We start from the raw sequence: 25574 nt of genomic DNA, 5'->3' as shown, positions 1-25574 counted from the left end.
TTATTGTTCCGGGCGGCGATCCGTCGAATGGCGTACCCCTGGGTAACGCCCCACCAATCTTTGAATACTGCTGAGCAACGTACTTTCCTGATACGGCTTGCCGAGGTATTCGTTTACGCCGATCGCCAGCGCACGTTCACGGTGTTTTTCACCGGTTCGGGACGTGATCATGATGATTGGCAGGTCTTTGAGCTGTTCGTCATGGCGAACCAGTGTCGCCACCTCGAACCCGTCCATGCGCGGCATTTCGATGTCGAGCAGCATGACGTCCGGCTTGTGCTCTTGCAGCTGCGTGATGGCGTCGACACCGTCTTTTGCGGTAATGACATTCATGCCATTTCGCTCGATAAGGCGCCCGGTAACCTTGCGCACGGTAATGGAATCATCCACCACCATGACCAACGGCGGCCGATCCAGGGCGGGCTCACGATGCTCAACAGCGCGCCTTGCAGCGCGGGATTGCGGAAGTGCACGCGCATGGCGCGCTCGGATGGTCGCCAGCAGATCAAGAATCACGACGACACGACCGTCGCCGAGAATCGTGGCGCCAGACAACCCAGGCACCGCAGCGAACTGAGGGCCGAGGCTCTTAACGACGATCTCTCGTGAGCCTGCGAGCGCATCCACCTGGACCGCCACAGCGTGCTCACTGGAGCGCACAAGGATGATCGGCAGCGGCAGGCTTTGCCCGACGAGTTTCGGATGTTGGCCGTTCTCGAGGAGGTCACCCAGGTAAACGAGTTCATAGGCCTCCCCGGCATATTCGTAACGGGGTGACTCGCTGGCATACAGCGCCTCGAGTTCGAACGCGGAGACCCGCACGATGCCTTCCACCGTGTTGAGTGGGACAGCGTACGTATCATCACCCGAGCGGACCATCAGCGCTCGGTTGACCGATACGGTGAAAGGCAAACGCAGCGTGAAGCGCGTGCCCTGTCCCAGGACCGAATCGATATTCATCGACCCGCCCAACTGCTTGACCTCGGAATGGACGACGTCCATGCCTACGCCGCGGCCGGATATCTGCGTAACCCGGTCCGCGGTCGAGAAGCCGGACTCCAGAATGAACTGGAGCACTTCCTGGTCGCTGAGATCTGACCCTTCGGACAACAGGCCGCGTTCAAGCGCCTTTCGGCGGACGGCGTCGAGTGAGATACCGCGACCGTCGTCACTCAGCGTAATGAGGATGTCGCCGGCCTCACGCTCGAGCGTCAACCGGATACGGCCAGCCGCTGGCTTGCCAGCAGCCGTTCGCTCATCAGCGGCCTCAACCCCATGGTCGACGGCGTTACGGAGCATGTGTTCGAGCGGTGCAATCATGCGCTCCAGAACAGTCCGATCGAGTTCGCCTTCGGCGTTACCGACTGTGAACTCGACCTGTTTTCCGAGCTCCGCAGACACCTGACGAACGATACGCCGCAGACGCGGGACCATGCGTTCGAACGGCACCATGCGCGTGCGCATCAGGCCTTCCTGCAGCTCCGTATTGACCCAGGCCTGCTGCTGCAGGAGGGTCTCGGCATCACGGCTACGCGCAGCCAGGGTTTCCTTCAGGTCAAGCAAGTCAGACGCAGACTCAAACAGCGAGCGCGACAACTGCTGCAACTGGGAATAACGGTCCATTTCGAGCGGGTCGAAGTCTTCGTAACCCGCCCGCTCGCCTTCAGCCTGGTGCCGGCTGAGGATTTGCGCTTGCGTTTCGGTATCGAGACGGCGGAGCTGGTCACGAACACGCTCGATCGTGGCGTCCATTTCACCCAATGTGAACGCGAAGTCGCTCACCTGCTGTTCGACGCGTCCCCGGAAAATGGACGTCTCACCCGCAAGGTTCACCAGGCCATCGAGGAGATCAGCCTGTACCTTGACCATTTCACGAGTGGTACGCCGCGAAGCGGCTTCCTGAGCCAACTCCGCTGCCCGCTGCATGAATGGGAGCGTGATCTCGCTGCCGGTATCCGCTGTATCGTCGGGGCCCACAGGCACGGGCACGAATGCTCCCGGTTCGGCAACTTCTGAGACGATTGACTCCGGCGCTGGTTCACCATCGGCCCGCCCCAGGCGAGAACGAAGTGCACCAAGCTCGGACGACAGCCGCTCATAGCCAGCCTGAATTTGCTGGATGCCTGCGTCGTGCTGACCCGGCTGTATGTCACCGTCAGCGAATGACTGCTCAAGTTCATGCGCCAGGTCGCCTATCGCAGTAAGGCCGGCAAGCCGCGCGCCCCCCTTGAGGGTATGCAGGATACGCAACAGCTCGCTCACTGGCTCAGTGGTCGAGGGGTCGCCCTCCCACTGTGTAATTGCCACCTCCATCTCCTCGAGCAGCTCGGTGGCCTCCTCGTGGAAGATGTCCAGGATCTCTTCGTCACCTTCGTCGACGTGCGCAGGCGCAGCAGCACCTGCAACTGGCGCCATGGGGACGATTACCGCTTCGGCCTCGCCGCGGTTGCGCAGTGCTTCGAGAAGCGAAATGTCATCCGGCCATGCGCGTGTGCCGCGACACGCATCGAGCATGTCGCCCAGCGAATCGTGGCAGCGTAGGAGTACCGCGTAGAAGGCAGGCGACACCGGCTGCTGCTTGACGCGGATGTCGTCGTAGACCGACTCCATTTCATGGGACAGTTCCGCTATTGGCCATGCCCCCGCCTGTCGTGCGCTACCCTTGAGCGAATGCAGATCGCGCTGCAGAGCAGCAAGCGTATTGACGGCAGTCGGATCCTGATCCCAATGGTGAACGATGCCGGACATGCGCTCGGTCAGCTCGTAGCCTTCGTGCAGAAGGCTTTCAATGGCCTCAGGCGCGATCTCGGATTCGCCGGGCTGGGTACGTTCGATGTGTGCCGCTGGTCCGCCGTGTCGAATGGCGCGGATACGCTCGACGAGCAACTCCGGGTCCGGGAGCGGCCTGGTAGCCTGAAGCTCGTCGAGCTGAGCCGCCAGCATGTCATGACACTCTTCGAGGAGTCCCTCAATCGACTCAACGGGGCTGAAACGCCCTGCCAGCAGCCTCTCGTAAACCCCTTCCAGCTCATGAGCCAAGCGCGCGATCGGTTCAACTTCCGCCATACGCGCGCCGCCCTTAAGCGTGTGCAAGTCACGCTGCAGCGCATTAAGAGCATTCGTATCGGACTTATCGGCCAGCCAGCCGTCAAGCGCCTGATTGAGGCTCTCGAGAATATCCGATGCCTCTTCGAGGAAAATGGCGACCATCTCCTCTTCGAGGCTCATAGCGGACGAAGGCTGGTCGAGGACAAAGGCAGGCTCGATGTCGTTATCGGGCAGATCGCCCAGCTCCGTGCCTATCTTTGCAAGTGGCTCAGTAGAGGCGATCTCCGCAGGTTCGAGCACAGCGAGCTCGTCGGAGGGTTGGGAGACATCAGCCGCAGTCGGCCAGCCGTCCTCTTCCTCTTCCGTTTCGAGCCCACCCAGTTCCACGGTCGGTTCGACGCCAACCGCGGAGGATGGAACTGGATCGAGAGCCAGCTGTGCAAAGAATGCAGCATCACTGAGCAGCGATTCGAGCGCGGCAATGCGGTCGGGTCTGGCGTGAACCTCGAGGCCTGCCGCGACCTGATCGATCATGCTGACCAACGCGTCGTGCGCCTGGCTGACCTCATCGAAGAACCGCTCGCTGACTACAAGCGATCCTGCACCGACGGCTCGGTAGACATCGCTGAGCGTAACGGATAGTGATTCGATGGCCGGTACACCAGCCTTGCGCGCACCTTGCTCGACTTCGCGCAGTGCAGCGAGGAGCCGGTCCACGTCCTTGTATTCGCCTGGTTCGGCACGCCACAGTCGCAAAAGCTCTTCTGCCGCGAGGAGCTGATCCAGCCCGTCAGCCAGTATGGGCAGCATGGCCCTACCTTCCGCGGCCGGGCGCGCCTCGACGGAAGCCGAAGTTCCGCCAAGGCGATCCTGCTGCTGTAGAAGAACACGTTTCTGAAAGTCATCTGTGCCGGGCACGATATCGAGCGGCGACAGTTCCAGTTGCTCCAGACCAACGTTGAACAGCCCAAGGCCTTCTGCCAGCAAGTCGGCCTCGGCCAGGTCGAAGCTCGCCTGTTGAAACTTGTATTCGCGCGCCATACGCTCCAGCGGCGCTGCGATCTGGGCAATGGGTTCGATGCCGGCCATCGAAGCACTGCCCTTGAGGGTATGGAGGGCGCGTTGCAGGTCATCCGTGATCGGCTGCGGCAGCGCGTCCGCACACGCGTCGAGGTAGTTGGCAAGGCTTTGAAGATGAGTCTCGGCCTCGTTGCGGAATACCTCGACCAATTGAGGATCAAGCGCTTCGGGTTCCGACGCAAGCTCTGAAGACGCGACAGCCGCGTCTCCGACGCTTGGTTCGTTGAGCAAAGAAGGCTGCCCTTTGGCAAGGGCGTGCGCGTTGGCGGCTAGCAGGTCTACATCGTCGCGCTGGCGCTGAGCATTAGCGGCGTACTCGCCCACCAGTCCCGGAATGAGGGCGATGACGCGGCCAACAGCGGTCATGACATCGGCATTGGCCTCGCGGGTTCCATCGAGCACCCGGTTAAGCAGGTTTTCGACAGACCAGGACAGCTCGCCCAAGACCAGCGCACGGACCATGCGTCCGCTTCCCTTGAGCGTATGGAAAGCCCTGCGAATCTCACCGAGCGTCTCCCGGTCCTTCGGATCGGAATGCCAGGCCGGGAGGTGGCCGTTCAGCGTTTCGAGAACTTCTTCGGCTTCCTCGATGAAAACCTCGCGCAGCTCCTCATCGACCGGCTCCTCGTCGGCAGGGGGCGGCAACAGGGTGGGCGGAACGTCCCGCGCCGGGGGGTTGACCGGCGCCACAGGGCTTGCCATAACCTCGGCAAGCGCCTCTGCCTGGGACAGCTCGGCACTCGCGTCGGCCTGGGATTGCGTCTCAACCTCGGGAAACGCAAGCGTAGAGAGGTCATCCGAAGCCTCAGCTTCATCGTCCCACCCTGGTTGGCCCTGCCCGTCAAACGCCTGCTCAAGCGAATCGTCCAGGCCCAAGGCTTCGAATGAAAACTCGGAAGGATCCTCGGTGGCCTGTGACTCAAGCACAAGCACATCGTCAGTCGGCTCCACCGGCGCGGCGGGTTCTTCCTCCCGGCTCGCAAGGATCTCATCTGCGGCTTCCGGGACGCTAGAAGCATCCGGTGTTATCGGCGCTGCGGGCTCGTCATGCGCGTCGGCCATGTAGCCCAGGCGTAGGAGGCTATCCTGCGCTACGTCGAGTATCGCATCGTTTTCGCTTTCCGGATCTTCGACCAGGCGCTCCAGATAGTATTCGACGCTCGTGATCGCGTCGGCCAACGTATCAAGGTTCTGCCAATCTGGTATGGCATCGTTGGCGAGCATCTGCTCCTGAATGTATCGGTTACAGGCGCCCAACAGCCCGGCGACGCGTGGGAGCGGAATCATGGCCAGGCCGCCGCGAATTTGGCTCAACAAGGCCGGCACAGGACGCAGGTGTTCGTGATCCCATTGCGAAACGATGAATTCGATCATCGCATCCTTGGCTTGCTCCAGGCCCTTCCGGGCTTCCTTCACGACAACCTGATGTATTTGGCCAACGTTAGTGCTGGGCAGCAGGTCGCTTTCGTCGCGCGCCCCTTCTTTCGGCGCAACGCTGTCTGAAAGACTGGACTCGACCGACAGCAATGCGCCAGCGACTTCCATCAGCGTGGCGTCATGCGCCTCGAGTTCGCCACGGCTGATGCGCTGGAGGAGCTCGTACTGATCCTGGATCAGCTTGCGTTGCGAGGCGAGCCCAAGCATCGCCAGCGTGTCGGCAATCTGCTTGATGGGCGTCAACAGAGCGGCAACGGCGTCCAGGCTGCGCGCTTCGCTACGCACGAATAGGTCGAAGCTATCCTTGACGCGAACCAGCTCCTCGCACAGCGCGACGATGGCCGAGCGCATCGCATCGCGGTCAGGTCCCGCGAAGCGCACACGTTCAACAGCCACGCCGGCGTCAGGCATGGCCTCTTGAAGCCGGTATTGCTGCTTCTGGCGAAGGATGTTCGGTGACTCGACGGTGGACTTCGCCACGTAGAACAGCAATTGCTTGATCAGTGCCTCAGGGGCAGACTGACCCAGGCCGATGCTTTCAGCCAGGAGAGCCTTGAATTCACGGTCAACCTGACGCAGCAGATTGCGGACGGATGCGCCGTTGGCGATGCCGCCGTTCTGCAGCCCTTCGACCACTGCCAAGGACGCGCCCCAGAGCGCCGCGACCGGCATGCCCTGGCACAGCCGCTCGAGACGCTCGAATACCTTGGCCATGTAACCCAGATTCTGGGCAACGTCCTGGTTTCGAACCACGCCGGCGAGCGCAACCTGTAGCATCTGCCGGAACTTGCGCAGGTGCACGACAAGCTCCTCACTCGGCGCTACGAAGTTTGCGGCATCGGCCCGAGGAATGCTTGAAAGGTCGGGAGCGAAGAGGCTGGTTTCGGAAATCAGCCCTTCACCTCGGGCCGTCCGCAGATCATTGAGCAGCGGTAGGACGACCACGGGCAAATCGCGGCGAGCCTCCTGAACGCGCTCCAGATAAAGCGGCAGCTGCAGGATGGCCTGCATGAGGGTTTCCAGCGCTTCTCGCTGGCTGGTCACCCGCCCGGCGACGAGTGCCTCCGTGAGCTGTTCCATTTCCTCCGCCAGCAAGGCGGCACCATAGAACTCGACCATCTGCAACGTGCCGTGGACCTGATGCACGTAGTCACGGCACAGGTAGAGCGGGACCGGCTCACGCGGATTTTCGACGAAGGTCTCAATGGCCTGTCGGGCCTGCTTGAGAGTCTCGCCGATTTCGCCTTTCACCCACTCGAGGGCGACATAATCGTGCCGATCACCCATACCGACTCCCATCAACATGCTGTCCCTGCCAGATAAGGCTCGTTCGCAAGACAGGTCTGGCGAACGTTGAATGAAACAAAACACTCATGTAACTAGACGCAGCCTGACCAGACGATCAGCTGCGTCATCGTTACCTTGAGATACGTGCCTTCCCGAATCGCCGGGAAGGACGGTTGGCGTCATACCCGGGCCTGGGCGTCTCCGTCCGGCAATGTGAAGCCTGATACGGAACGCCGCAGCTCGGTCGCCATCTTCGCGAGCTCACCAATGTTGCGCGCAGTCGCGGTGGTGCCGGCGGAGGTCTGCGAGGTAATTTCCTGAATGACGTTCATCGTGTTGGAAATCTGCCCCGCCGAGGACGCCTGTTGGTGGGCGGCGTTGGAAATGTTCTGGATGAGCGCTGCCAGGGTATTGGATACGCGCTCGATCTCCTCGAGAGCGATTCCGGCGTCCTGGGCCAGTCGGGCGCCTCGCACCACCTCGGAAGTAGTCTGCTCCATCGAGATAACTGCTTCGTTGGTGTCGCTCTGGATCGCCTTTACCAGGGCCTCGATCTGCTTCGTTGCCGCCGAGGAGCGCTCCGCAAGACGCTGGACTTCGTCCGCTACCACGGCGAAGCCTCGGCCTGCGTCTCCCGCCATGGATGCCTGGATAGCCGCATTAAGTGCGAGGATGTTGGTCTGGTCGGCGATGTCATCGATGAGGCTTACGATGTCACCAATTTCCTGGGAGGACTCACCAAGGCGCTTGATCCGCTTGGACGTGTCCTGGATCTGCTCGCGGATGTTATCCATGCCGTTGATGGTGTTGTGTACGACTTCGTTGCCCTTGTTGGCAATGGCTACCGAGCGCTCCGCTACCGCGGTGGATTCGGAGGCGTTCGCCGACACCTGATCAATCGAGATGGCCATCTCGTTGATAGCGGCCGACGCGCCGGCGATTTCCTGCGCCTGGTGAGCGGACGCGTCTGCAAGGTGCGTTGCCGTCGCCTGCGTTTCCTGGGCGGCTGCAGCTACCTGGACAGCAGTCTGGTTGATGGTCTCGACGAGTTCGCGCAATTGGTCGATCGAGTAGTTGATCGAGTCCGCGATCGCGCCGGTGAAGTCCTCGGTTACTGTCGCGGCTACCGTCAGGTCACCATCCGCAAGGTCGGCAATCTCGTCCAGCAGTCGCAGAATGGCGGCCTGGTTACGGTCGTTCTTCTCGGCGGTTTCAGCCAGTCGGCGGTTGGTCTCACGGGTCATCACCATCGCGATGATGACGATCGAGATAAGAATGAGCGCTGCGAGCAGGTAACCAATGACCGTGTTCGCGCTGCGGTTTTCGTCGAGGCCCTCGAAGCCGCGGTTCAGCTCAGACAGCTGATCCAGCAGCTGCTGCGACACGGTGAAGGAGCGCTCTGCACCCGCACGGACCTGGAACAGCTCAGGTGAGGTTTCGATGATCTCATCTACCGAGCCCGATACGAATTCGAACAACTCGGAAATTTCGCGCAGGCGGGCGACGGCTTCCGGATTGGTTACCTGAGGAACGTCGGAGCTACCCTCGAGCATACCCCGCAGGACCTGACCGAAACGGTTGGCTTCGCGACTGAAGGTATCAGCGGCGCGGACGGCATCCTGCCCGCCTGCCAGAACCGTATTCACAGCGCCCAGTACACGCTCCGCAAGAAGCGCCTGGCGCTGCGAGAGGTTAATCAGCGACGGGGACGCGTTGCTTTGCAGCAGGATGTTGGTGACTTCTTCGTACTCCGTTTGCAGCTGCGGAACGGTTTCGGCGAGTGTCTCGGCGACCTGGTGCAGCGACAGAACGGTCTGCTCACTGGAGATGATCGCGTCGGTGTCGTTTCTCAGGTCATCCCAGCTTGCCTGTACCGAAGCCATCTGGTCCTGGACGTCGGCCGGCGCCGCAGGCAAACCTGTAGAGGTATCGCCATCGACCAGAATTGCCCAGCGGCGGACGAACTCGTTGCGCGCAGTGCTCAGCAGCGCAAACGCTTCCGGCGTACCCGCGGCCGCTTCCGTCGCGTTCTTGGCGATCAGCTGCGACAAAACGCGAAGTTCACCCGCCTGGCCGATGTATTCGGCGTCATACGCCGATTGCTTGTTCAGGTACGTAAAGTTCGCGAACAGCAGAATGATCGACACGACGAGCACGATAAAGAACACCCCGATGAGGGTGGTGCTACGTACGCCGCTGAATGGATTGGCTTTCTCAGTGTTCATCATTTATTGGCCCCCGCCTGGACCTACAGCACTACTTTCCATCTATGCTTTGGAGCTGACTTTCCAGCCCTACCTCATCCGACCTGCCGCTGGCAGGCCCGCCGAAACATCCGTTCGGACGCTTTAAACCGAAACCGCAAGAAAGCCCTCATCCGCAGCAAGCGCATGAGGGCTGAAAACAAGCCAGGCGTGATCCCGACTGAACTGCCCGTTGATGAACGACCGAAGTGTATCGGCCACATCAGGCGTTTTTTCCGTGTAGGTGGTGACCGGAAAGTGCTGCATCCCGAACACCTCGTCCACGATCAGGCCGACGAAGATATCGCCCCGCTCGATAACCAGGACGCGGCGCTGCTTGCGTGTGCCGTTACCCACCAGACCGAAATAGCCGGGCAGATCCAGCACCGGCAGCAAGCGTCCCCGCACGTTCGCGACACCCTTCACCCACGGCTTCACACCTGGAAGTGCTGTGAGGCCTGGCTCGTGAAGAATTTCGCCAACTTCCCCCATGGGGGCGACGAGATGCACGTTGCCAATCCGAAACCCGATGCCACTCCAGGTGCGGATCGTTTCCTCCTGAGCCGGCAAGCTGGCTGCGAGCATCCGGCAGCGCTGGTCGATCTCGAACAGGACGTGAAAGGGCGACCGCTGGATTTCCGACATGCCGTTCAACCTTGCTCCCTGGCGCTACGACGATCAGCCTGCCAACACGGATTTGAGCGTGTTGACCAATGTGGTTTCATCGATCGGCTTCGTCAGGTAGTCCCGAGCGCCCTGGCGCTTGCCCCAGACCTTGTCGGTTTCCTGATCTTTCGTCGTGACGATGATCACCGGAATCGAGCTGGTCTCGCTGTCCTTGGTCAGCTGGCGCGTCGCCTGGAAGCCATTGAGGCCGGGCATGACGATATCCATAAGAACAGCATCAGGCTTTTCCTGCCGCGCCAGCGCGACACCGTCAGCACCGTTCTCAGCCTTCAGGACCTGGTAGCCGTTCTTTTCCAGCATCGCGCTGAGCTTGAACATTTCCGTCGGCGAATCATCGACGATAAGAATGCGAGCCATGTGTTTCCCCATACATAAAGCGAAGCGGCGCTAGGCCGAAAGAGATCAGGATGCCCGTTCTACCGGCGAGAAGCTCGGTACGTGGGTCTTGATGGCGCCCAGCAGTTCTTCCTTGCTGAACGGTTTAGTCAGGTACTGGTCGGATCCGACGATGCGCCCCTTGGCCTTGTCGAACAGGCCGTCCTTGGAGGACAGCATGATCACGGGCGTCGAGCGAAACGCGCTGTTGTTCTTGATCAGGGCACAGGTCTGATACCCATCCAGCCGAGGCATCATGATGTCGACGAAGATGACATCTGGACGGTTGTCAGCGATCTTGGCGAGCGCATCGAAGCCATCCACCGCGGTGATCACGTCGCAGCCGACCTTTTTCAAGAGGGTCTCTGCCGTTCGACGAATCGTCTTAGAGTCGTCGATCACCATCACTTTCAAGCCTTCGGACTGTCGTTCCATTTCGCTTACTAATGCCTCGTGAATCTTGCGACGCCTTATATCAGGCGGTCCGGAAATTTTCCGTTACTCGCCGCACAAGGGGGCGAATTCTTTTAGCATACTCCCCGCAACGGCACCTTGACGGTGACAGTAGCGCGGCCTGGTGGGCAAACCCGCCGTCACGCTTAAAGCGTCAGTAGCTGCCCTTTTTTCACAGTTTCCCCACGTTCAAGGAGCCACCCATGAGCATTCGTCTCGGGATCGTGATGGATCCCATCGCGCAGATATCCTTCAAAAAGGACAGCTCGCTGGCCATGTTGCTCGCTGCGCAAGAGCGCGGATGGTCCCTTTGCTACATGGAGCAACGCGACCTTTACCAAATCAAAAGCAAAGCGCGTGCCCGGATGCGCTCACTCACGGTATTCAACGACCCGAACCGCTGGTTCGAGCTAGGTGACGAGATGGACGCGCCGCTGGAAGACCTCGATGTCATCCTGATGCGCAAGGACCCGCCCTTCAACAGCGAGTACGTCTACTCGACCTATCTGCTCGAACTGGCCGAGCAGGCCGGCGTGCTGATCGTCAACAAGCCGCAGAGCCTGCGCGACTGCAACGAGAAATTCTTCGCAACGCAGTTTCCCGAGTTCACACCGCCCACGCTGGTCAGCCGCCGCGCCGATATATTGAAGGCGTTCGCGGCCGAACACGGCGACGTCATTCTCAAGCCGCTGGATGAAATGGGGGGCGCTTCGATCTTCCGGCATCGTGATGGCGATCCGAACCTGTCCGTTATCCTTGAAACACTCACGCTTCATGGCCAGCGCCAGATAATGGCACAACGATATCTCCCAGCCATCAAGGAAGGCGACAAACGCATCCTAATGATCGACGGGGAACCCGTACCTTATTGCCTGGCGCGGATTCCCGCACAAGGCGAGACACGAGGCAACCTCGCAGCCGGAGGCCGGGGTGAAGCGCGCCCGCTTACCGAGCGGGACCTTGAGATCGCCCGTGGCGTAGGCCCTGCCCTGCGCGAGCGCGGCCTGCTGTTCGTCGGCCTGGACGTCATTGGCGAGCATCTCACCGAGGTCAACGTCACTAGCCCGACCTGCATCCGCGAGATTGATGCGGCCTTCGATACGCGCATTGGCCACAAGCTAATGGATGCCATCGCTGGAAAGCTGAAGCGCTGAGCGGAACGCCGAGCAGTCCGCAGACTCGTCGCGCTCGCCTTGCGAGCGCTGGCGGGTATGGGCAGACTGCCGCGCAGTCCCCGATCCGTGAATGCCGATGAATGCCGCCGTGAAGCCACCCCGCCCGACTAGCCAGACCGTTCGGTCTTCCGATCGCCTGGGCTTTACCCTGTTCATTGCGGCGGTATTTCACGTTGCGGTCATCCTTGGCGTCGGCTTTACCCTGTCACCGCCATCCGAGATCAGCCGGACGCTTGAAGTGACCCTGGCCACCTTCAAGAGCGACCAGGCGCCCACCGACGCGGATTTCCTCGCCCAGCACAACCAGCAAGGCAGCGGTACGCTGGAAGAAAAGTCGGTCCCAAAGACGACTCAACAGGCCCCGTTTCAGGACACCGAGGTCAACGAGGTCAGCCCGCCTTCAGCACCGCCACCCTCCACCACGCAACAAACGCCTCGTGCCGCCGTCGTTACGCGATCGCCTCAGCAGCAGAAGGCACCCACGCGCCCGGAACAGGACAACCCTGACGCCGAAGCGCAGCTGCCTCCCAGCGACACAGCGCAGTTGTCCGCCGAGATTTCCAGCCTTGAGGCCGAGCTGGCGCAAGAAGTGGAGCGCTACGCCAAGCGTCCGCGCATCTATCGAATCAACGCCGCGTCGACCATGCGTGACAAGGGCGCCGGCTACAAGGAAGAGTGGCGAAAGAAAATTGAGCGCATCGGCAACCTGAATTATCCGGGCCAAGCGCGCCAGGAAGGGATATACGGCAGTCTGCGACTGCTCGTTTCGATCAACCGGGACGGGACGCTCTACGAGGTTCATATTCTCGAATCGTCCGGCGAACCGGTACTGGACCAGGCCGCACTACGGATCGTGAGGCTGGCGGCGCCGTTCCAGCCCTTCACCGGCGACCTCTCCGACGTGGACCGCCTCGAAATCATCCGAACATGGCGTTTCGAGCGCGGAAATCGCCTCTCGAGCCAGTAGCCGAACGAACGGTCAGCGACCCGGCCTTTTCCGCTTGATGCGCCGAATGGGAACGCCGACACTACCGTTCCATGAGACAAGCAGACACCCTTTACCTCAAGCATCATTTCCTGATCGCCATGCCGCACATGGCCGATCCCAATTTCGCACATACCCTGATCTACCTCGTCGAGCACAACGAACAGGGTGCAATGGGCATCGTCGTCAATCAGCCCAGCGGGCTTAACCTTGCTGATGTGCTCGAGCAGCTTCGCCCCGAGCAGACGCCCGATTCAGGTAGCATCACCACCCCGATCTATACAGGTGGGCCTGTGCAAACTGATCGCGGCTTCGTCTTGCACCCCAGCGGCCAGTCCTATCAGGCAACGCTGGAGCTGGGTGAACTAGCGCTCACGACCTCTCAGGACGTGCTCTTTGCCATTGCAGATGCTAACGGCCCGGCGCATGCACTCATCGCACTGGGCTATGCCGGCTGGGGCGCCGGCCAGCTTGAAGCCGAGCTTGCCGAAAACGCCTGGCTGACAAGTCCTGCCAATACCGACGTGCTCTTCAAGACACCATCCGATGCAAGGGCTGCCGCCGCCGCTGCGATACTGGGCGTCGATCTTTCCCTGCTGACCTCACAGGCTGGCCACGCATGAGCGAGCCAATGCGTTTGCTGCTGGGTTTCGACTACGGCACGCGTCAGATTGGCGTTGCCGTCGGCCAGGCCATCACCGGGCAGGCACGTGAACTGTGCGTGCTGAAGGCTCAGAACGGTGTACCCGATTGGAACCGCGTGGAAGCACTCATCAAGGAATGGCAACCTGACGCGCTCGTGGTAGGGCTGCCCCTGAACATGGACGGGACGCGCAGCGAGATGAGCGACCGCGCAGAAAAATTCGCGCGGCGTCTCAATGGCCGCTTCGGGCTACCCGCGTTCACCCATGACGAGCGCCTCACCACCTTCGAGGCCAAAGGGCATCGCCTTGCCCAGGGGCAACGCGGTGGATACCGGGAGCGACCGGTCGACGCACTCGCGGCGGCATTGCTTCTCGAGGGCTGGCTTGAGCACAACCAGCCCTCGTAGACACCACAAATAAGGACATATGGTGCCGCAATACGGCACCTATTGGAGGACCACATGACACTACCTGTACCGGGCGAACTGCTGCCAAAGATGGCGGCCGATCTCCAGACCTATCTCAAGGCTCGCCAGATCGACAACCCCTATTTCATAGGCGTCCGTACCGGTGGGGTCTGGGTGGCCAGCGCGTTGATGACGCAGCTCGGGCGAGGGGACGCTATGGGGGTGCTCGACGTTTCCTTCTATCGCGACGACTTCACCCAAAACGGACTGCATCCCCAGGTGCAACCATCCGAATTGCCATTCGAGGTCGAGGGTAAGGATCTCGTCCTCGTCGATGACGTCCTCATGAGTGGGCGCACGATTCGGGCGGCGCTAAATGAGTTGTTCGATTACGGTCGTCCCAGGAGCGTCACGCTCGTTTGCCTATTGGATCTAAACGCCCGCGAGCTGCCCGTTCGCCCGGATGTCGTTGGCGCGACACTCGCTCTACAGGACGATCAGCGCGTAAAATTGACCGGCCCCGCGCCGCTTGCACTCGAACTGCAGACCCTCTCCGCTTCTTGAACACAAGGCCAGCCCCCATGCCTCTCGACGCCATGCGCTCGCTGCAACTCAACGACCAGGGCCAGCTCCGTCACTTCCTGTCGCTCGACAACCTCCCGGGCACGCTTCTGACCGAGATTCTCGACACCGCCGACTCGTTCCTGGAGGTCGGCGCACGCGCCGTCAAGAAGGTGCCTTTGCTGCGCGGCAAGACCGTCTGCAACGTGTTCTTCGAGAACTCGACGCGCACGCGGACCACCTTCGAGCTCGCGGCACAGCGTTTGTCGGCAGATGTGATCAGCCTCAACGTATCGACCTCTTCCACCAGCAAGGGCGAGACGCTGTTCGATACGTTGCGCAACCTGGAAGCGATGGCAGCAGACATGTTCGTGGTCCGGCACAGCGACTCGGGCGCGGCGCATTTCATCGCTGAACATGTGTGTCCGGACGTCGCAATCATCAACGGCGGCGACGGGCGCCACGCGCACCCCACACAGGGCATGCTCGACATGCTCACCATCCGCCGCCACAAGGGTCGCTTCGAAGACCTTTCAGTCGCCATCGTCGGTGACATTCTTCATTCCCGCGTAGCCCGGTCGAACATGCTGGCGTTGAAGGCGCTGGGCTGCCAGGACATCCGGGTCATCGGCCCGAAGACGCTCCTGCCGGTTGGTATTGAACAATATGGCGTACGCGTCTTCCGCGACCTGAGCGAAGGTCTCAAGGACGTCGACGTCGTCATCATGCTTCGACTGCAACGTGAACGCATGCAGGGCGGATTACTCCCCAGCGAAGGCGAGTTCTACCGTCTGTACGGACTGACCGAGCAGCGGCTGCGCCACGCCAAACCCGATGCCATCGTCATGCATCCCGGCCCCATCAATCGCGGCGTCGAGATTGAATCTGCGGTCGCTGACGGGCCGCACTCGGTGATCCTGAACCAGGTCACCTATGGAATCGCCATCCGCATGGCCGTCCTGTCGATGGCCATGAGCGGCCAGACCGCACAACGTCAGCTAAACCAGGACGCCGAGGAGCAAGCCTGATGCCTACCCAGATTCTTGGCGCTCGCCTGCTGGACCCAAAGAACGGCGTTGACCAGACCTCAGATATCTTCATCGATGCCGCGAAGGTCGTCGCTATCGGCACGGCGCCCGCCGGTTTCGAGCCACGCTACACGATCGAAGCCGCGGGCCTGGTCGCAGCGCCAGGTCTCGTCGACCTGTCTGTCGCACTGCGCGAACCGGGCTACAGCCGCAAGGGCAATATCGCGACTGAAACCCTGGCCGCTGCGGCGGGTGGCGTCACATCCCTCTGCTGCCCTCCCCTGACGAAACCCGTGCTGGACACCCCGGCCGTTGCAGAGATGATTCTCGATCGTGCCCAAGAGGCAGGCCATACCAAGGTTTATCCAATCGGCGCGCTGACGCGGGGATTGGCAGGCGAACAACTTTCGGAGCTCGTATCCCTTCGTGATGCGGGCTGCGTGGCGTTCGGCAACGGGCTGGCCCCACTGGCCAACAACCGGGTCTTGCGCCGCGCGCTCGAATACGCCGCCACGTTTGACCTGACGGTCGTGTTCCATTCACAGGACCCGGACCTCGCCGAAGGCGGCTTGGCTCACGAAGGCCCAACGGCGAGCTTCCTTGGACTGGCTGGCATTCCGGAAACGGCAGAGACCGTATCCCTTGCGCGCAATCTGCTGCTGGTCGAGCAAAGCGGCGTCCGGGCGCACTTCGCACAGATAACGAGCGCACGTGGCGTTCAGATGATAGCGGATGCCCAGGCGCGTGGCTTGCCCGTTACCGCCGACGTCGCGCTGTACCAGTTGTTGCTGACCGATGAATCACTCGTAGGCTTTTCAAGCTTCTATCACGTGCAACCGCCGCTTCGTACCATGGCGGATCGAGACGCCCTGCGCGCAGGTGTTCGTGACGGCGTCATCCAAGCAATTTCCAGCCATCATCAGCCCCACGAAGCCGACGCAAAGCTCGCGCCGTTCGCGGCAACCGAGCCCGGTATCAGCAGCGTCGAGTTGCTGCTGCCGCTGGCCATGACGCTGGTGGAAGATGGCGTGTTGGACCTGCCCACACTGATCAGCCGCCTGACCTTCGGCCCAGCCTCTGCCTTTGCAATTCCCGCGGGTACCCTGTCCGTGGGTGCTGCTGCCGATATCGTTCTGTTCGACACAGCCGCACAGACCACAGCAGGTGCGGCGTGGCATTCGCGCGGTCGCAACAGTCCCTTCCTGGGCGAAGACCTTCCCGCCCGTGTGCGCTATACCCTAGTGGATGGCCGCGTAAGCTATCAGGCCGACCCCTCCTGACCGGCCGGAGTGGCGGCTATCCGCCGCCACCGCCCCTGCCTGGTTACGCCGAGAACGTTTCGGTACCGACGACCCATCCCAACGCCTGCTCGCTCAATGTGAAGCCAAGGCCGGGCCGGTTTGGGACCCACATGCGGCCATCGCGCAGCTCCAGCCGCTCGTTGAACAGCGGCTCGAGCCATTCGAAGTGCTCCAACCACGGCTCCTGTGGATATGCCGCTGCAAGGTGCAGGTGGATTTCCATTGCGAAGTGCGGGGCAAGCTTCAAGCCCTGATAGCTGGCCAGATTCATGATCTGCAGGAAGGGAGTGATGCCGCCGACCCTCGGCGCATCCGGCTGAACGAAATCTGCTGCCTTGATCGAAATGAAGCGTGCGTGCTCCTCAAAGCTGGTAAGCATTTCACCGGTAGCGATCGCCGTATCGAGCGAGGCTGACAACGCCGCATGGCCCTCGAAATCCTGGCAATCGAGCGGCTCTTCGATCCAGGTCAGGTCAAACTCTTCCAGCTTGCGGCAAAAGCGTTGCGCAGTGACGCGATCCCACTGCTGGTTAGCGTCTACCATCAGCGGGAAGCCCTCCCCAAGCTTTTCCCGCACCGCCTTCACCCGGGCATAGTCGATAGCTGTATCGGGCTGCCCTACCTTTATCTTGATACCACCAATGCCGCCCGCGCGGCTGGTTTCGACGTTTTCCAACACCTTGTCCAGTGGCGTGGACAGGAAGCCACCAGACGTGTTGTAGCACTGCACCGAATCGCGGTGCGCACCGAGCAGCTTCGCCAGCGGCAAACCTGCACGCTTGGCCTTGAGATCCCACAACGCGACATCGAAGGGCGCTATCGCCTGCACCGCCATACCGCTACGGCCCATCGAAGCGCCAGCCCAGAGCAGCTTGTTGAATATCTTGGCGATGTCGTTCGGGTCCTCGCCAATGAGGTTCGGCGCGATTTCCTTGGCATGGGCGAACATGCCGCGGCCACCGGCCCGCTTCGAATAGCCAAAGCCGATACCTTCATGGCCGTCCTTGGTGCGAATCTCAGCGAATACGAAAGCAATCTCCGTCATCGGCTTCTGCCGTCCGGTCAACACCTTCGCATCACTGATCGGCGCTGCCAGCGGCAGGTAGAGCAGCGATACCTTCACCGAATCGATTCGGTCAACAGTGGCCGGCCCTGCCTCCATGGCGGGGATCTTCGCGTCGATGTAAACGTTACTTTCGATCATGCTCATGTTGCACCCTCGGAATGGCTGAGTCGGGCCGCTGTGCTTGCCGAAAAAAATGACAGCGCTGTCATGCACATTAAACCCACCGCCCTTGGCGAGCAACCCCGGACGATCAAATGAAGAAGCGCTCGCATCTTCTAGGCTAGAATCGCCTAAAACCGCGCCTGCCGTAGCGAGCTCTGATGTCTGATCCCTCCATTCCAACGAACCCGTTTGCTACGTCCACCCCCCGCCCCGGCAGCGCCACGTTGGACGACGTTGCACGTGTCGCTGGCGTATCGCCGATTACCGTCTCCCGAGTCATCAACAAACCTGAGATCGTTTCTGAAAGGACGATACAGCGGGTGCAAGCGGCAATTGCCCAGACGGGCTATATCCCTAACCTTCTGGCGGGCAGCCTTGTCTCCCAGCGAAGCCGCCTTGTGATCGTGGTCGTACCGAACATTGCGAACCGCGTGTTCGTCGATACCGTCGATCGGCTTGGCCAATGCCTTGCGGCAGCGCGCTATCAGCTGCTGCTGGCTCAATCCGATCTCAGCGCAGAGGGCGAGCTGGCGCTGATCGACAGCATCCTTGCGCGGCGACCAGACGGCATCGTGCTCACCCACCCGCTGCAAACGCCAGCAGCCCGAGCGCGCTTACAATCACGCGGCACGCCGGTAGTCGAGGCCTGGGAGCTCCATGAAGAACCGATCGACACGATAGTGGGGTTTTCGCATCCGGCCGCAGGCGCAGCCATGGCTGACCACATCGCTTCGAAGGGCTATACGAAGGTCGCGCTGATCTGGAGCGAAGACGCGCGTGCCACACAGCGTCGACTAGCCTGCGAGCAGCGCTTGAGCGAAGCGGGTGTCGAAATCCTGGCATGTAAGCTCACGCCGGTTCCGGTTGCCGTGGGCTATGGCCGAGACGCCATGGCGCAGCTACTGGACGAGGCCTGCGACGCGCACGCCGTACTTTGCAGTATCGACCTGCTCGCCCAGGGCGCGATGGCAGAGGCACAGGCTCGAGGCTTGACCGTGCCGAGCGATCTCGCGGTGATGGGTTTCGGCGATCTCGAGTTCGCCGCACACACCTTCCCGCGCCTTTCGACCATCCGGATCAATGGGGCACAGGTCGGTGAATTGACTGCTGAACGGTTACTGGCCCGCATTGCCGGCACGCTTGCACCTGGAAGCTGTATCGACGACGTAGGGTTCGAGCTGGTCGCCCGCGAAAGCACCTGACCCCGGTCCTATACCCTTCGGATATCCCGAGCGTTCTTTACGGACACCTGTTCATTCAGCGTCCAAAAGTCGTAGAGCACGCCGACCAGGAACAGCCCGCCCGTACACAGGTAAAGGATGCCGGTGATCCATTTGCTCTGATACATCCGATGGACGCCGAACAGCCCGAGAAACGTCAGCAGTACCCACGCAATGTTGTAATCCAACCTTCCTGGGTTGAATCGCAGATCGGCTTGGCGATCCATCGCGGGGATCAGGAAGAAGTCAATGATCCATCCAATCAGGAACAGCCCGAAGGTGAAGAACCAGATCGTTCCCGTTACGGGCTTGCCATAGTAGAAACGGTGCGCTCCGGTGAATCCGAATATCCACAGCAGATAGCCAATGATTTTGCTGTGGGTGTCCACTCGTTGCATGACGTATTCCTCACTTCGCTAACAACTGCATGTGCACGTGAGACCATCATGAACGCTGGCGGTGCGGTGCCCTCTGCCGTTGCTGGCCGACGCGCGGCGCCGCTGCGGTCTTGTAACGCCTTCGGCGCAGCCGGATACTGTATATCCAGCCAGCCCGACAGATTGACCATGGACCTGACCGATAAGCTCATCGTATTGGCTGACGCCGCGAAGTACGACGTGTCCTGCGCCAGCAGCGCCGCGCCAAAACGCAGCTCAAAAGGCAAAAGCGGGCTTGGTGCAGAAACAGGGAATGGCATCTGCCATAGCTTCACGCCAGATGGCCGCTGCGTTTCGTTGCTGAAAATCCTGCTGACCAACTTCTGCATCTATGACTGCCAGTACTGCGTCAACAGGCGATCAAGCGATGTTCCCCGAGCGCGCTTCACGCCAGAGGAAGTGGTCAAGCTCACGATCGACTTCTACCGGCAGAACGTCATTAGCGGCCTATTCCTCAGCTCCGGCATCATCCGCTCTTCGGATTACACGATGGAGCAACTGGTTCGCGTTGCCCGGATGCTTCGCAAGGATCATGAGTTCCGCGGTTACATTCACCTCAAGACGATCCCGGATGCTGATCCGGATTTGATCGCCGAAGCGGGCCTCTATGCTGATCGCCTGAGCGTGAATATCGAGCTGCCAACTGAGATTAGCCTTGAATCCTTGGCGCCCGAGAAAAATGGGCAGAGCATTCGCAAGGCGATGGGCCGTATTCGGTTGGGTGTCGAAGAGGCATCTAGCGAGGCTCGCGCACCACGATTCGCGCCGGCTGGCCAAAGCACCCAGATGATCGTAGGGGCGGACGCGACCGATGACCGCACGATTCTTGATACCGCGCAGCGTTTGTACGGTTCCTATGGCCTCAAGCGGGTCTACTATTCGGCATTCAGTCCGATCCCGAAAAGTCCCACATCGGTGCCATTGCAACCGCCGCCGCTGATGCGTGAGCACCGGCTCTATCAGGCTGATTTCCTTATGCGCGGCTATGGCTTCCAGGCGGATGAACTGCTTGCCACAGGCAATCTGCCGCTGGACATCGATCCCAAGCTCGCCTGGGCACTCAGCCATCGGGAGCAGTTTCCCGTCGACCTCAATCGAGCGGATACATTGTTGATCGCCCGAGTACCTGGAATTGGCATGCTCAACGCGCGCCGCCTGACCACACTTCGACGGGAACGGCGCATTCGTTACGATGATCTCGTTCGCTTGCGCTGTTCAATGGACAAGCTCAAGCCGTTCGTAGTGACGCAGGACTACACCCCTCGACGTGACGGCTGGGAATCTCACACGCTCCGCCGTTCACTCGCGGATCAACCTGCGCAGATGGCGCTCTGGTAGCGATGCGGACGATCCGGTTTTCCGGCGCCTTTGATGTCTGGCGACCCCTTGCGCGTACGCTTCTGGCGCAGGGTGTCCGCCCCGATCAGATCACCTGGCAAGCCGCGAATGAATCTGCACTCGACCTCTTTGCCAGCGACGATGAACTGGGTGACGCTGTTGAGCCGGTTTCCCTCGTCATTCCGCGGGAACTGCCGGATCTATTGGATCAGGCGGCCTGCTTTCGAGCGCCGGATCGTTGGGCATTGTTGTACCGGGTCCTTTGGCGCGTGACGCGAGGTGATCGCAGCGCCATGCTGGCTGGCGATATTGACGGGGCAGAGCTCCACGCCCGGGTGAAATCGGTTCGTCGCGAGGCTCACCATATGCACGCCTTTCTGCGGTTTCGCGAGCGCTCGGAGGATGCCACACCCCGCTTTGTCGCCTGGTACGAACCAGCGCATGACGTGCTCGAGCGGGCCTCCAGCCATTTCCAGCATCGGATGGGTCAGGTTAGCTGGGCCATCGCCACTCCGGATGGCGCTGCACTTTGCGACGGCAATGACCTCTCGTTCCTCACGCCCTGCCCGGATGATTTGAAACGCCTCGCCCAGCAAACCCATGATGACGGCGCCGCGTTATGGCAAGCGTACTACAGCAGCACCTTCAATCCCGCCCGCCTGAATGAAAAGGTCATGCGTGGGCATATGCCCAGTCGGTTCTGGAAGCACCTTCCAGAAGGCACGCTGATCCCCGAACTCGCCGCCAAGGCACGTGCAGGACAGCAAAAGCTCGCGCAGGCCGCGAGTGTCGGTGCACGTGATGGCCGCCAGGTGCTGATTGCAAAGGAGCTCGCGCAACCCAACCGGCCTCTTCCCTCTTCACTCGAGGAGTGCCGCCGCTGTGACATCTGGCGGAACGCAACGTGTGCCGTGCCTGGAATGGGTGTCGAGGGAGCCCGGATCATGCTGGTCGGAGAACAGCCAGGCGACCTGGAAGACTTGGCAGGCCGGCCTTTCATCGGGCCTGCTGGGCAGATTCTGGATGAAGCGTTGGCGCACGTTGGACTGGACCGCACCGCGCTATACGTAACCAACGCGGTAAAGCACTTCAAATGGGAGCCCCGCACCGGCATTCGAGGCAAGGCCGCAACGCGCAAGCACGCCTCGCCCAAGCCGGCTGAGATCAAGGCATGTCGTGACTGGTTGACCCAGGAGCTCGAAAAGGTACGTCCCGCAGTCGTCGTTGCGCTCGGCCGTACGGCCTTGGCCTCTTTACTGGAGCTTCACGATCCACAGCGGGTGAAGCTCTCCGACTATGCCGGGCGCGTGCTGCGCCACAGAGATTACTGGCTGCTGACAGCCCCTCACCCGGCCGCCATCCTCAGGAGCCAAGGCGCAGTGCAGCAGCAGTATGTTGACGACCTACGAGGCGCGCTACGGGAGGCAAGCGGGCTCGCCGCCGAAGCCACCTATTAGCAGTAGCGAGGCCCTGGGCCTCTATCATCCGGCTCAAGACTGAGGCGGTCCGTTTTCAACCGCAGGTGATCACCATCGGTCTCGGACTCCAGCTTGATCATCAGGCGAAGGTCATTGGCCGAGTCGGCATGCTGCAGCGCAGCCTCGTAGGTGATCTCCCCGTCGTTGTACAACTGGAAAAGGCTTTCGTCGAAGGTCTGCATACCCACCTCGCCCGAACGCTTCATCAGCGCCTTGAGTTCATGGATTTCTCCCTTGCGGATGAGATCCGCAGCGAGGGGCGTATTGAGCAGTACTTCGATAGCCACACGGCGGCCTTTGCCGTCCACGGTCGGCACCAACTGCTGCGCGACAATCGCCTTGAGATTGAGCGACAGGTCCATCCAGACCTGGTTGTGCCGGTCGGACGGGAAGAAGTTGATGATGCGGTCGAGTGCCTGGTTGGCGTTGTTGGCATGCAAGGTCGCCAGACACAAGTGCCCGGTTTCGGAAAACGCCAATGCATAGTCCATTGTCTCGCGCGTTCGAATCTCCCCAATCATGATGACGTCAGGTGCCTGGCGCAGAGTATTTTTCAGCGCCACCTCGAATGAGTCCGTATCGAGTCCGACCTCGCGCTGGGTCACGATGCAGCTCTGATGCTGGTGAACGTACTCGATGGGGTCTTCGATCGAGATGATGTGGCCGCTGCTGTTGCGATTGCGATGGCCAATAATCGCCGCGAGCGAAGTCGACTTGCCCGTACCGGTCGCGCCCACCATCAGCACAAGACCGCGCTTGGTCATGGACAGTGACTTGAGCACTTCCGGCAGCCGAAGCTCCTCGAGCGTTGGAATCCGCGTCTCGATACGACGCAGCACCATGCCCGCCAAGTTCCGCTGGAAGAAGGCACTGACCCGGAATCGCCCGATGCCACGCGCGCTGATCGCAAAATTGCATTCGTGCTTTTCAGCGAACTCTCGGCGCTGTTGATCGTTCATCACGCCGTACACCGTTTCGCGTGTCAGCTCCGGAGACATGGGCGTTTTCGTCACAGGCATGATCTTGCCGTTGACCTTGATAGAAGGCGGCACCCCGGCTGTGATGAACAGGTCCGAGGCACCTTTCTCCACCATCAGTCGCAACAGCTTCTCGAATTCCATGACGCATACCATCCAGCGCAGTTGGGTAAGACATTAGAACTGCCGCCCCGGCGCGCTCACAGAGGGCGCGAGCGTCGAGGCGATCAGCGGGAATAAATGAGGGTGGAGCGGCTTCGTTGCCGCGCGCTGCGCACCGTTGGCCGGGAGCAGTACGGAAGCGTGGCAGTCGACTCAAAAGTTCTCTGGGGTCTTGGCCTTCTCGCGAGCGGCCTCGCGGCTAATCAGGCCACGTGCAACCAGCGCCTTGAGGCTCATGTCCAGCGTCTGCATGCCCAGGGAGCCGCCCGTCTGGATGGCTGAGTACATCTGGGCAACCTTGTCTTCGCGGATCAGGTTTCGGATCGCCGGCGTGCCAATCATGATTTCATGTGCCGCGACACGGCCGCCGCCAACTTTCTTGATCAAGGTTTGCGAAATGACCGCCTGCAGCGATTCGGACAACATGGAACGCACCATAGCCTTTTCCTCGGCCGGGAACACGTCGACCACACGGTCGATGGTCTTGGCCGCCGAGGTGGTGTGGAGCGTGCCGAAGACCAGGTGACCTGTCTCGGCTGCCGTCAGCGCCAGGCGAATCGTTTCGAGGTCGCGCATTTCGCCCACGAGGATGATGTCCGGGTCTTCGCGAAGCGCCGAGCGCAGTGCTTCGGAGAAGCCGAGGGTATCGCGATGAACCTCGCGCTGGTTGACCAGACACTTCTTGGACTCGTGGACGAATTCGATCGGGTCTTCGATGGTGAGGATATGGTGGTACTTGTTGCTGTTGAGGTAATCCAGCATCGCAGCGAGCGTGGTGGACTTACCCGAACCGGTCGGCCCGGTCACGAGGACAAGCCCGCGAGGGACATCGGAAACCTTCCGAAACACGTCGCCCATGCCCAGATCTTCCATCGTCAGCACCTTCGATGGAATCGTCCGGAACACGGCGCCCGCGCCGCGGTTCTGGTTGAACGCGTTGACGCGGAAGCGAGCGACGCCCGGCACCTCGAACGAAAAGTCGGTCTCGAGAAACTCCTCGAAATCCTTGCGCTGCTTGTCGTTCATGATGTCGTAGATCAGTGCATGGACCTGCTTGTGATCCAACGGCGGCAGGTTGATACGGCGCACGTCGCCATCGACGCGGATCATCGGCGGCAGTCCAGCGGAAAGGTGCAGGTCGGACGCGCCCTGCTTGGCGCTGAACGCCAGCAGCTCGGTAATATCCATGGGACTCCCCAATCACAGACAAGCAGGTAGAATGCCGCAGATTCGTGCCGGCCAGGCCGGTGGTGACGCTGGAATCGACGGATGAAGAATGCCGGCGAAACCCGCTGCGCTACGGTCATTTCAATGAGCGAGGCTAATGTCCACGATAGCGGAAAATATTGCAAAGGTAGCTCGCCGTATCCGTGACGCCGCGCAAGCCGCCGGGCGTAACGAGCATGCCGTCGGTCTGCTGGCTGTCAGCAAGACCAAGCCGCCAAGCGCACTGCGTGAGGCTTACGCGAGCGGCCAGCGTGACTTTGGCGAGAACTACCTTCAGGAGGCACTCGACAAACAGGCCGACCTTGAGGATCTGGATATCACCTGGCATTTCATCGGCCCCATCCAGTCCAACAAGACGAAGGCGATCGCAGCACATTTCGACTGGGTTCACTCCGTAGATCGGTTGAAGATTGCCGAGCGCCTTTCGGCTCAGCGCCCTGATGACCTGCCGCCTCTGAACATCTGCCTGCAGGTGAACGTCAGTGGCGAGGCAACCAAATCAGGCTGCCTTCCGGAGGAGCTACCGTCCCTGGCGACTGCCATCCATGCACTCCCAAGGCTGCGCCTTCGGGGCCTGATGGCGATCCCGGAACCGGAAGACGACCCGGCGCGCCAGCGCGAACCGTTTGCTCAGCTGCGTGAACTACAGGCATCGCTGAACCTGCCGCTGGACACCCTGTCCATGGGCATGAGCCATGACCTCGAAGCAGCTATCGCCGAAGGCGCGACCTGGGTGCGCGTCGGTACTGCATTGTTTGGCGCCCGTGATTATTCGATGCCGACTTCATAAGGAACC

The 25574-nt window shown here is 60.9% G+C and carries 20 protein-coding genes; 11 read left to right on the top strand and 9 right to left on the bottom strand.

The window, feature by feature from the left end:
• The 5 genes from ACY8D3_RS21015 to pilG all read right to left on the bottom strand — a co-directional run bounded on the left by ACY8D3_RS21015 (position 1) and on the right by pilG (position 10592).
• Entirely contained in the window at positions 1 to 6852 is a 6852-nt protein-coding gene (locus ACY8D3_RS21015; protein WP_462380788.1) for a hybrid sensor histidine kinase/response regulator, read from the bottom strand.
• A gap of 179 nt (positions 6853 to 7031) precedes the next feature.
• Positions 7032 to 9080 (bottom strand): methyl-accepting chemotaxis protein, encoded by a 2049-nt coding sequence (locus ACY8D3_RS21010; RefSeq protein ID WP_462380786.1) that lies wholly within the window; start codon positions 9078 to 9080, stop codon positions 7032 to 7034.
• 120 nt (positions 9081 to 9200) lie between these two features.
• Complete coding sequence (locus ACY8D3_RS21005; RefSeq protein WP_462380785.1) at positions 9201 to 9740, bottom strand: chemotaxis protein CheW; 540 nt, start codon at positions 9738 to 9740, stop codon at positions 9201 to 9203.
• A gap of 33 nt (positions 9741 to 9773) precedes the next feature.
• Positions 9774 to 10139 carry a twitching motility response regulator PilH gene (gene pilH / locus ACY8D3_RS21000; RefSeq protein WP_462380784.1) on the bottom strand — a complete coding sequence of 122 codons (366 nt, stop codon included), beginning with the start codon at positions 10137 to 10139 and terminating at the stop codon, positions 9774 to 9776.
• 45 nt (positions 10140 to 10184) lie between these two features.
• Positions 10185 to 10592 carry a twitching motility response regulator PilG gene (pilG, locus tag ACY8D3_RS20995; RefSeq protein WP_462380783.1) on the bottom strand — a complete coding sequence of 136 codons (408 nt, stop codon included), beginning with the start codon at positions 10590 to 10592 and terminating at the stop codon, positions 10185 to 10187.
• Positions 10593 to 10813: 221 nt separating this feature from the next.
• On the opposite strand from pilG, the gene gshB reads away from it, so the two are divergent.
• The 7 genes from gshB to ACY8D3_RS20960 all read left to right on the top strand — a co-directional run bounded on the left by gshB (position 10814) and on the right by ACY8D3_RS20960 (position 16690).
• Complete coding sequence (gene gshB / locus ACY8D3_RS20990) at positions 10814 to 11764, top strand: glutathione synthase (RefSeq protein ID WP_462380782.1); 951 nt, start codon at positions 10814 to 10816, stop codon at positions 11762 to 11764.
• A gap of 97 nt (positions 11765 to 11861) precedes the next feature.
• Positions 11862 to 12752 carry an energy transducer TonB gene (locus ACY8D3_RS20985; protein ID WP_462384483.1) on the top strand — a complete coding sequence of 297 codons (891 nt, stop codon included), beginning with the start codon at positions 11862 to 11864 and terminating at the stop codon, positions 12750 to 12752.
• A 71-nt stretch (positions 12753 to 12823) separates the two neighbouring features.
• A complete protein-coding gene (locus ACY8D3_RS20980; RefSeq protein WP_462380781.1) occupies positions 12824 to 13393 on the top strand; it encodes a YqgE/AlgH family protein in 570 nt (189 codons plus the stop codon).
• Positions 13390 to 13821 (top strand): Holliday junction resolvase RuvX, encoded by a 432-nt coding sequence (ruvX, locus tag ACY8D3_RS20975; protein WP_462380780.1) that lies wholly within the window; start codon positions 13390 to 13392, stop codon positions 13819 to 13821. The genes ACY8D3_RS20980 and ruvX overlap by 4 nt, the downstream gene beginning before the upstream one ends.
• A gap of 54 nt (positions 13822 to 13875) precedes the next feature.
• The gene (gene pyrR, locus ACY8D3_RS20970) at positions 13876 to 14385 is read left to right on the top strand and encodes a bifunctional pyr operon transcriptional regulator/uracil phosphoribosyltransferase PyrR (RefSeq protein WP_462380779.1); all 510 of its coding nucleotides are present in this window, start codon (positions 13876 to 13878) and stop codon (positions 14383 to 14385) included.
• 17 nt (positions 14386 to 14402) lie between these two features.
• Positions 14403 to 15410, top strand: coding sequence for an aspartate carbamoyltransferase catalytic subunit (locus tag ACY8D3_RS20965; protein WP_462380778.1), 1008 nt, complete (start codon positions 14403 to 14405; stop codon positions 15408 to 15410).
• Positions 15410 to 16690: a dihydroorotase gene (locus ACY8D3_RS20960; protein ID WP_462380777.1), complete on the top strand. Its 1281-nt coding sequence runs from the start codon at positions 15410 to 15412 to the stop codon at positions 16688 to 16690. The genes ACY8D3_RS20965 and ACY8D3_RS20960 overlap by 1 nt, the downstream gene beginning before the upstream one ends.
• Positions 16691 to 16733: 43 nt before the next feature.
• Here ACY8D3_RS20960 and ACY8D3_RS20955 read toward each other — a convergent pair whose 3' ends face one another.
• Positions 16734 to 17873, bottom strand: coding sequence for an L-talarate/galactarate dehydratase (locus ACY8D3_RS20955; protein WP_462384481.1), 1140 nt, complete (start codon positions 17871 to 17873; stop codon positions 16734 to 16736).
• 224 nt (positions 17874 to 18097) lie between these two features.
• Between ACY8D3_RS20955 and ACY8D3_RS20950 the strand changes: the two genes are divergently transcribed.
• On the top strand, positions 18098 to 19141 hold the full coding sequence (locus ACY8D3_RS20950; protein WP_462380776.1) for a LacI family DNA-binding transcriptional regulator: 1044 nt from the start codon (positions 18098 to 18100) through the stop codon (positions 19139 to 19141).
• A gap of 8 nt (positions 19142 to 19149) precedes the next feature.
• Here ACY8D3_RS20950 and ACY8D3_RS20945 read toward each other — a convergent pair whose 3' ends face one another.
• On the bottom strand, positions 19150 to 19557 hold the full coding sequence (locus tag ACY8D3_RS20945) for an NINE protein (RefSeq protein ID WP_462380775.1): 408 nt from the start codon (positions 19555 to 19557) through the stop codon (positions 19150 to 19152).
• 168 nt (positions 19558 to 19725) lie between these two features.
• On the opposite strand from ACY8D3_RS20945, the gene ACY8D3_RS20940 reads away from it, so the two are divergent.
• Both ACY8D3_RS20940 and ACY8D3_RS20935 read left to right on the top strand, forming a co-directional pair.
• Positions 19726 to 20934, top strand: a complete 1209-nt coding sequence (locus ACY8D3_RS20940) for a putative DNA modification/repair radical SAM protein (RefSeq protein ID WP_462380774.1) — start codon at positions 19726 to 19728, stop codon at positions 20932 to 20934.
• 2 nt (positions 20935 to 20936) lie between these two features.
• Positions 20937 to 22391 carry a UdgX family uracil-DNA binding protein gene (locus ACY8D3_RS20935; RefSeq protein ID WP_462380773.1) on the top strand — a complete coding sequence of 485 codons (1455 nt, stop codon included), beginning with the start codon at positions 20937 to 20939 and terminating at the stop codon, positions 22389 to 22391.
• On the opposite strand, the gene ACY8D3_RS20930 is transcribed toward ACY8D3_RS20935, so the two are convergent.
• Positions 22388 to 23533, bottom strand: coding sequence for a PilT/PilU family type 4a pilus ATPase (locus ACY8D3_RS20930; protein WP_462380771.1), 1146 nt, complete (start codon positions 23531 to 23533; stop codon positions 22388 to 22390). The two genes, ACY8D3_RS20935 and ACY8D3_RS20930, sit on opposite strands and share 4 nt — an antisense overlap.
• Positions 23534 to 23704: 171 nt before the next feature.
• Positions 23705 to 24739 (bottom strand): type IV pilus twitching motility protein PilT, encoded by a 1035-nt coding sequence (gene pilT / locus ACY8D3_RS20925; protein WP_462380769.1) that lies wholly within the window; start codon positions 24737 to 24739, stop codon positions 23705 to 23707.
• A gap of 136 nt (positions 24740 to 24875) precedes the next feature.
• Here pilT and ACY8D3_RS20920 point away from each other — a divergent pair, with 136 nt between their 5' ends.
• The gene (locus tag ACY8D3_RS20920) at positions 24876 to 25568 is read left to right on the top strand and encodes a YggS family pyridoxal phosphate-dependent enzyme (protein ID WP_462380768.1); all 693 of its coding nucleotides are present in this window, start codon (positions 24876 to 24878) and stop codon (positions 25566 to 25568) included.
• Positions 25569 to 25574: the final 6 nt, after the last annotated feature.

It is taken from the genome of Pseudomonas sp. Marseille-QA0892 (assembly GCF_054950135.1).
This window is presented reverse-complemented; position numbering and strand designations above follow the sequence as displayed.

What these genes read in the sequence shown, in the direction of transcription:
- gshB (WP_462380782.1), top strand. Translation starts at nt 10,814, where the DNA reads ATGAGCATTCGTCTCGGGATCGTGATGGATCCCATCGCGCAGATATCC.
- ACY8D3_RS21005 (WP_462380785.1), bottom strand. Translation starts at nt 9,740, where the DNA reads ATGTCGGAAATCCAGCGGTCGCCCTTTCACGTCCTGTTCGAGATCGAC.
- pilT (WP_462380769.1), bottom strand. Translation starts at nt 24,739, where the DNA reads ATGGATATTACCGAGCTGCTGGCGTTCAGCGCCAAGCAGGGCGCGTCC.
- ACY8D3_RS21010 (WP_462380786.1), bottom strand. Translation starts at nt 9,080, where the DNA reads ATGATGAACACTGAGAAAGCCAATCCATTCAGCGGCGTACGTAGCACC.
- pilH (WP_462380784.1), bottom strand. Translation starts at nt 10,139, where the DNA reads ATGGCTCGCATTCTTATCGTCGATGATTCGCCGACGGAAATGTTCAAG.
- ACY8D3_RS20985 (WP_462384483.1), top strand. Translation starts at nt 11,862, where the DNA reads ATGAATGCCGCCGTGAAGCCACCCCGCCCGACTAGCCAGACCGTTCGG.
- ACY8D3_RS20950 (WP_462380776.1), top strand. Translation starts at nt 18,098, where the DNA reads ATGTCTGATCCCTCCATTCCAACGAACCCGTTTGCTACGTCCACCCCC.
- ACY8D3_RS20920 (WP_462380768.1), top strand. Translation starts at nt 24,876, where the DNA reads ATGTCCACGATAGCGGAAAATATTGCAAAGGTAGCTCGCCGTATCCGT.
- ACY8D3_RS20980 (WP_462380781.1), top strand. Translation starts at nt 12,824, where the DNA reads ATGAGACAAGCAGACACCCTTTACCTCAAGCATCATTTCCTGATCGCC.
- ACY8D3_RS20965 (WP_462380778.1), top strand. Translation starts at nt 14,403, where the DNA reads ATGCCTCTCGACGCCATGCGCTCGCTGCAACTCAACGACCAGGGCCAG.
- pyrR (WP_462380779.1), top strand. Translation starts at nt 13,876, where the DNA reads ATGACACTACCTGTACCGGGCGAACTGCTGCCAAAGATGGCGGCCGAT.
- ACY8D3_RS20940 (WP_462380774.1), top strand. Translation starts at nt 19,726, where the DNA reads ATGGACCTGACCGATAAGCTCATCGTATTGGCTGACGCCGCGAAGTAC.
- pilG (WP_462380783.1), bottom strand. Translation starts at nt 10,592, where the DNA reads ATGGAACGACAGTCCGAAGGCTTGAAAGTGATGGTGATCGACGACTCT.
- ACY8D3_RS20945 (WP_462380775.1), bottom strand. Translation starts at nt 19,557, where the DNA reads ATGCAACGAGTGGACACCCACAGCAAAATCATTGGCTATCTGCTGTGG.
- ACY8D3_RS20930 (WP_462380771.1), bottom strand. Translation starts at nt 23,533, where the DNA reads ATGGAATTCGAGAAGCTGTTGCGACTGATGGTGGAGAAAGGTGCCTCG.
- ACY8D3_RS20935 (WP_462380773.1), top strand. Translation starts at nt 20,937, where the DNA reads ATGCGGACGATCCGGTTTTCCGGCGCCTTTGATGTCTGGCGACCCCTT.
- ruvX (WP_462380780.1), top strand. Translation starts at nt 13,390, where the DNA reads ATGAGCGAGCCAATGCGTTTGCTGCTGGGTTTCGACTACGGCACGCGT.
- ACY8D3_RS20960 (WP_462380777.1), top strand. Translation starts at nt 15,410, where the DNA reads ATGCCTACCCAGATTCTTGGCGCTCGCCTGCTGGACCCAAAGAACGGC.
- ACY8D3_RS21015 (WP_462380788.1), bottom strand. Translation starts at nt 6,852, where the DNA reads ATGGGTGATCGGCACGATTATGTCGCCCTCGAGTGGGTGAAAGGCGAA.
- ACY8D3_RS20955 (WP_462384481.1), bottom strand. Translation starts at nt 17,873, where the DNA reads ATGGAGGCAGGGCCGGCCACTGTTGACCGAATCGATTCGGTGAAGGTA.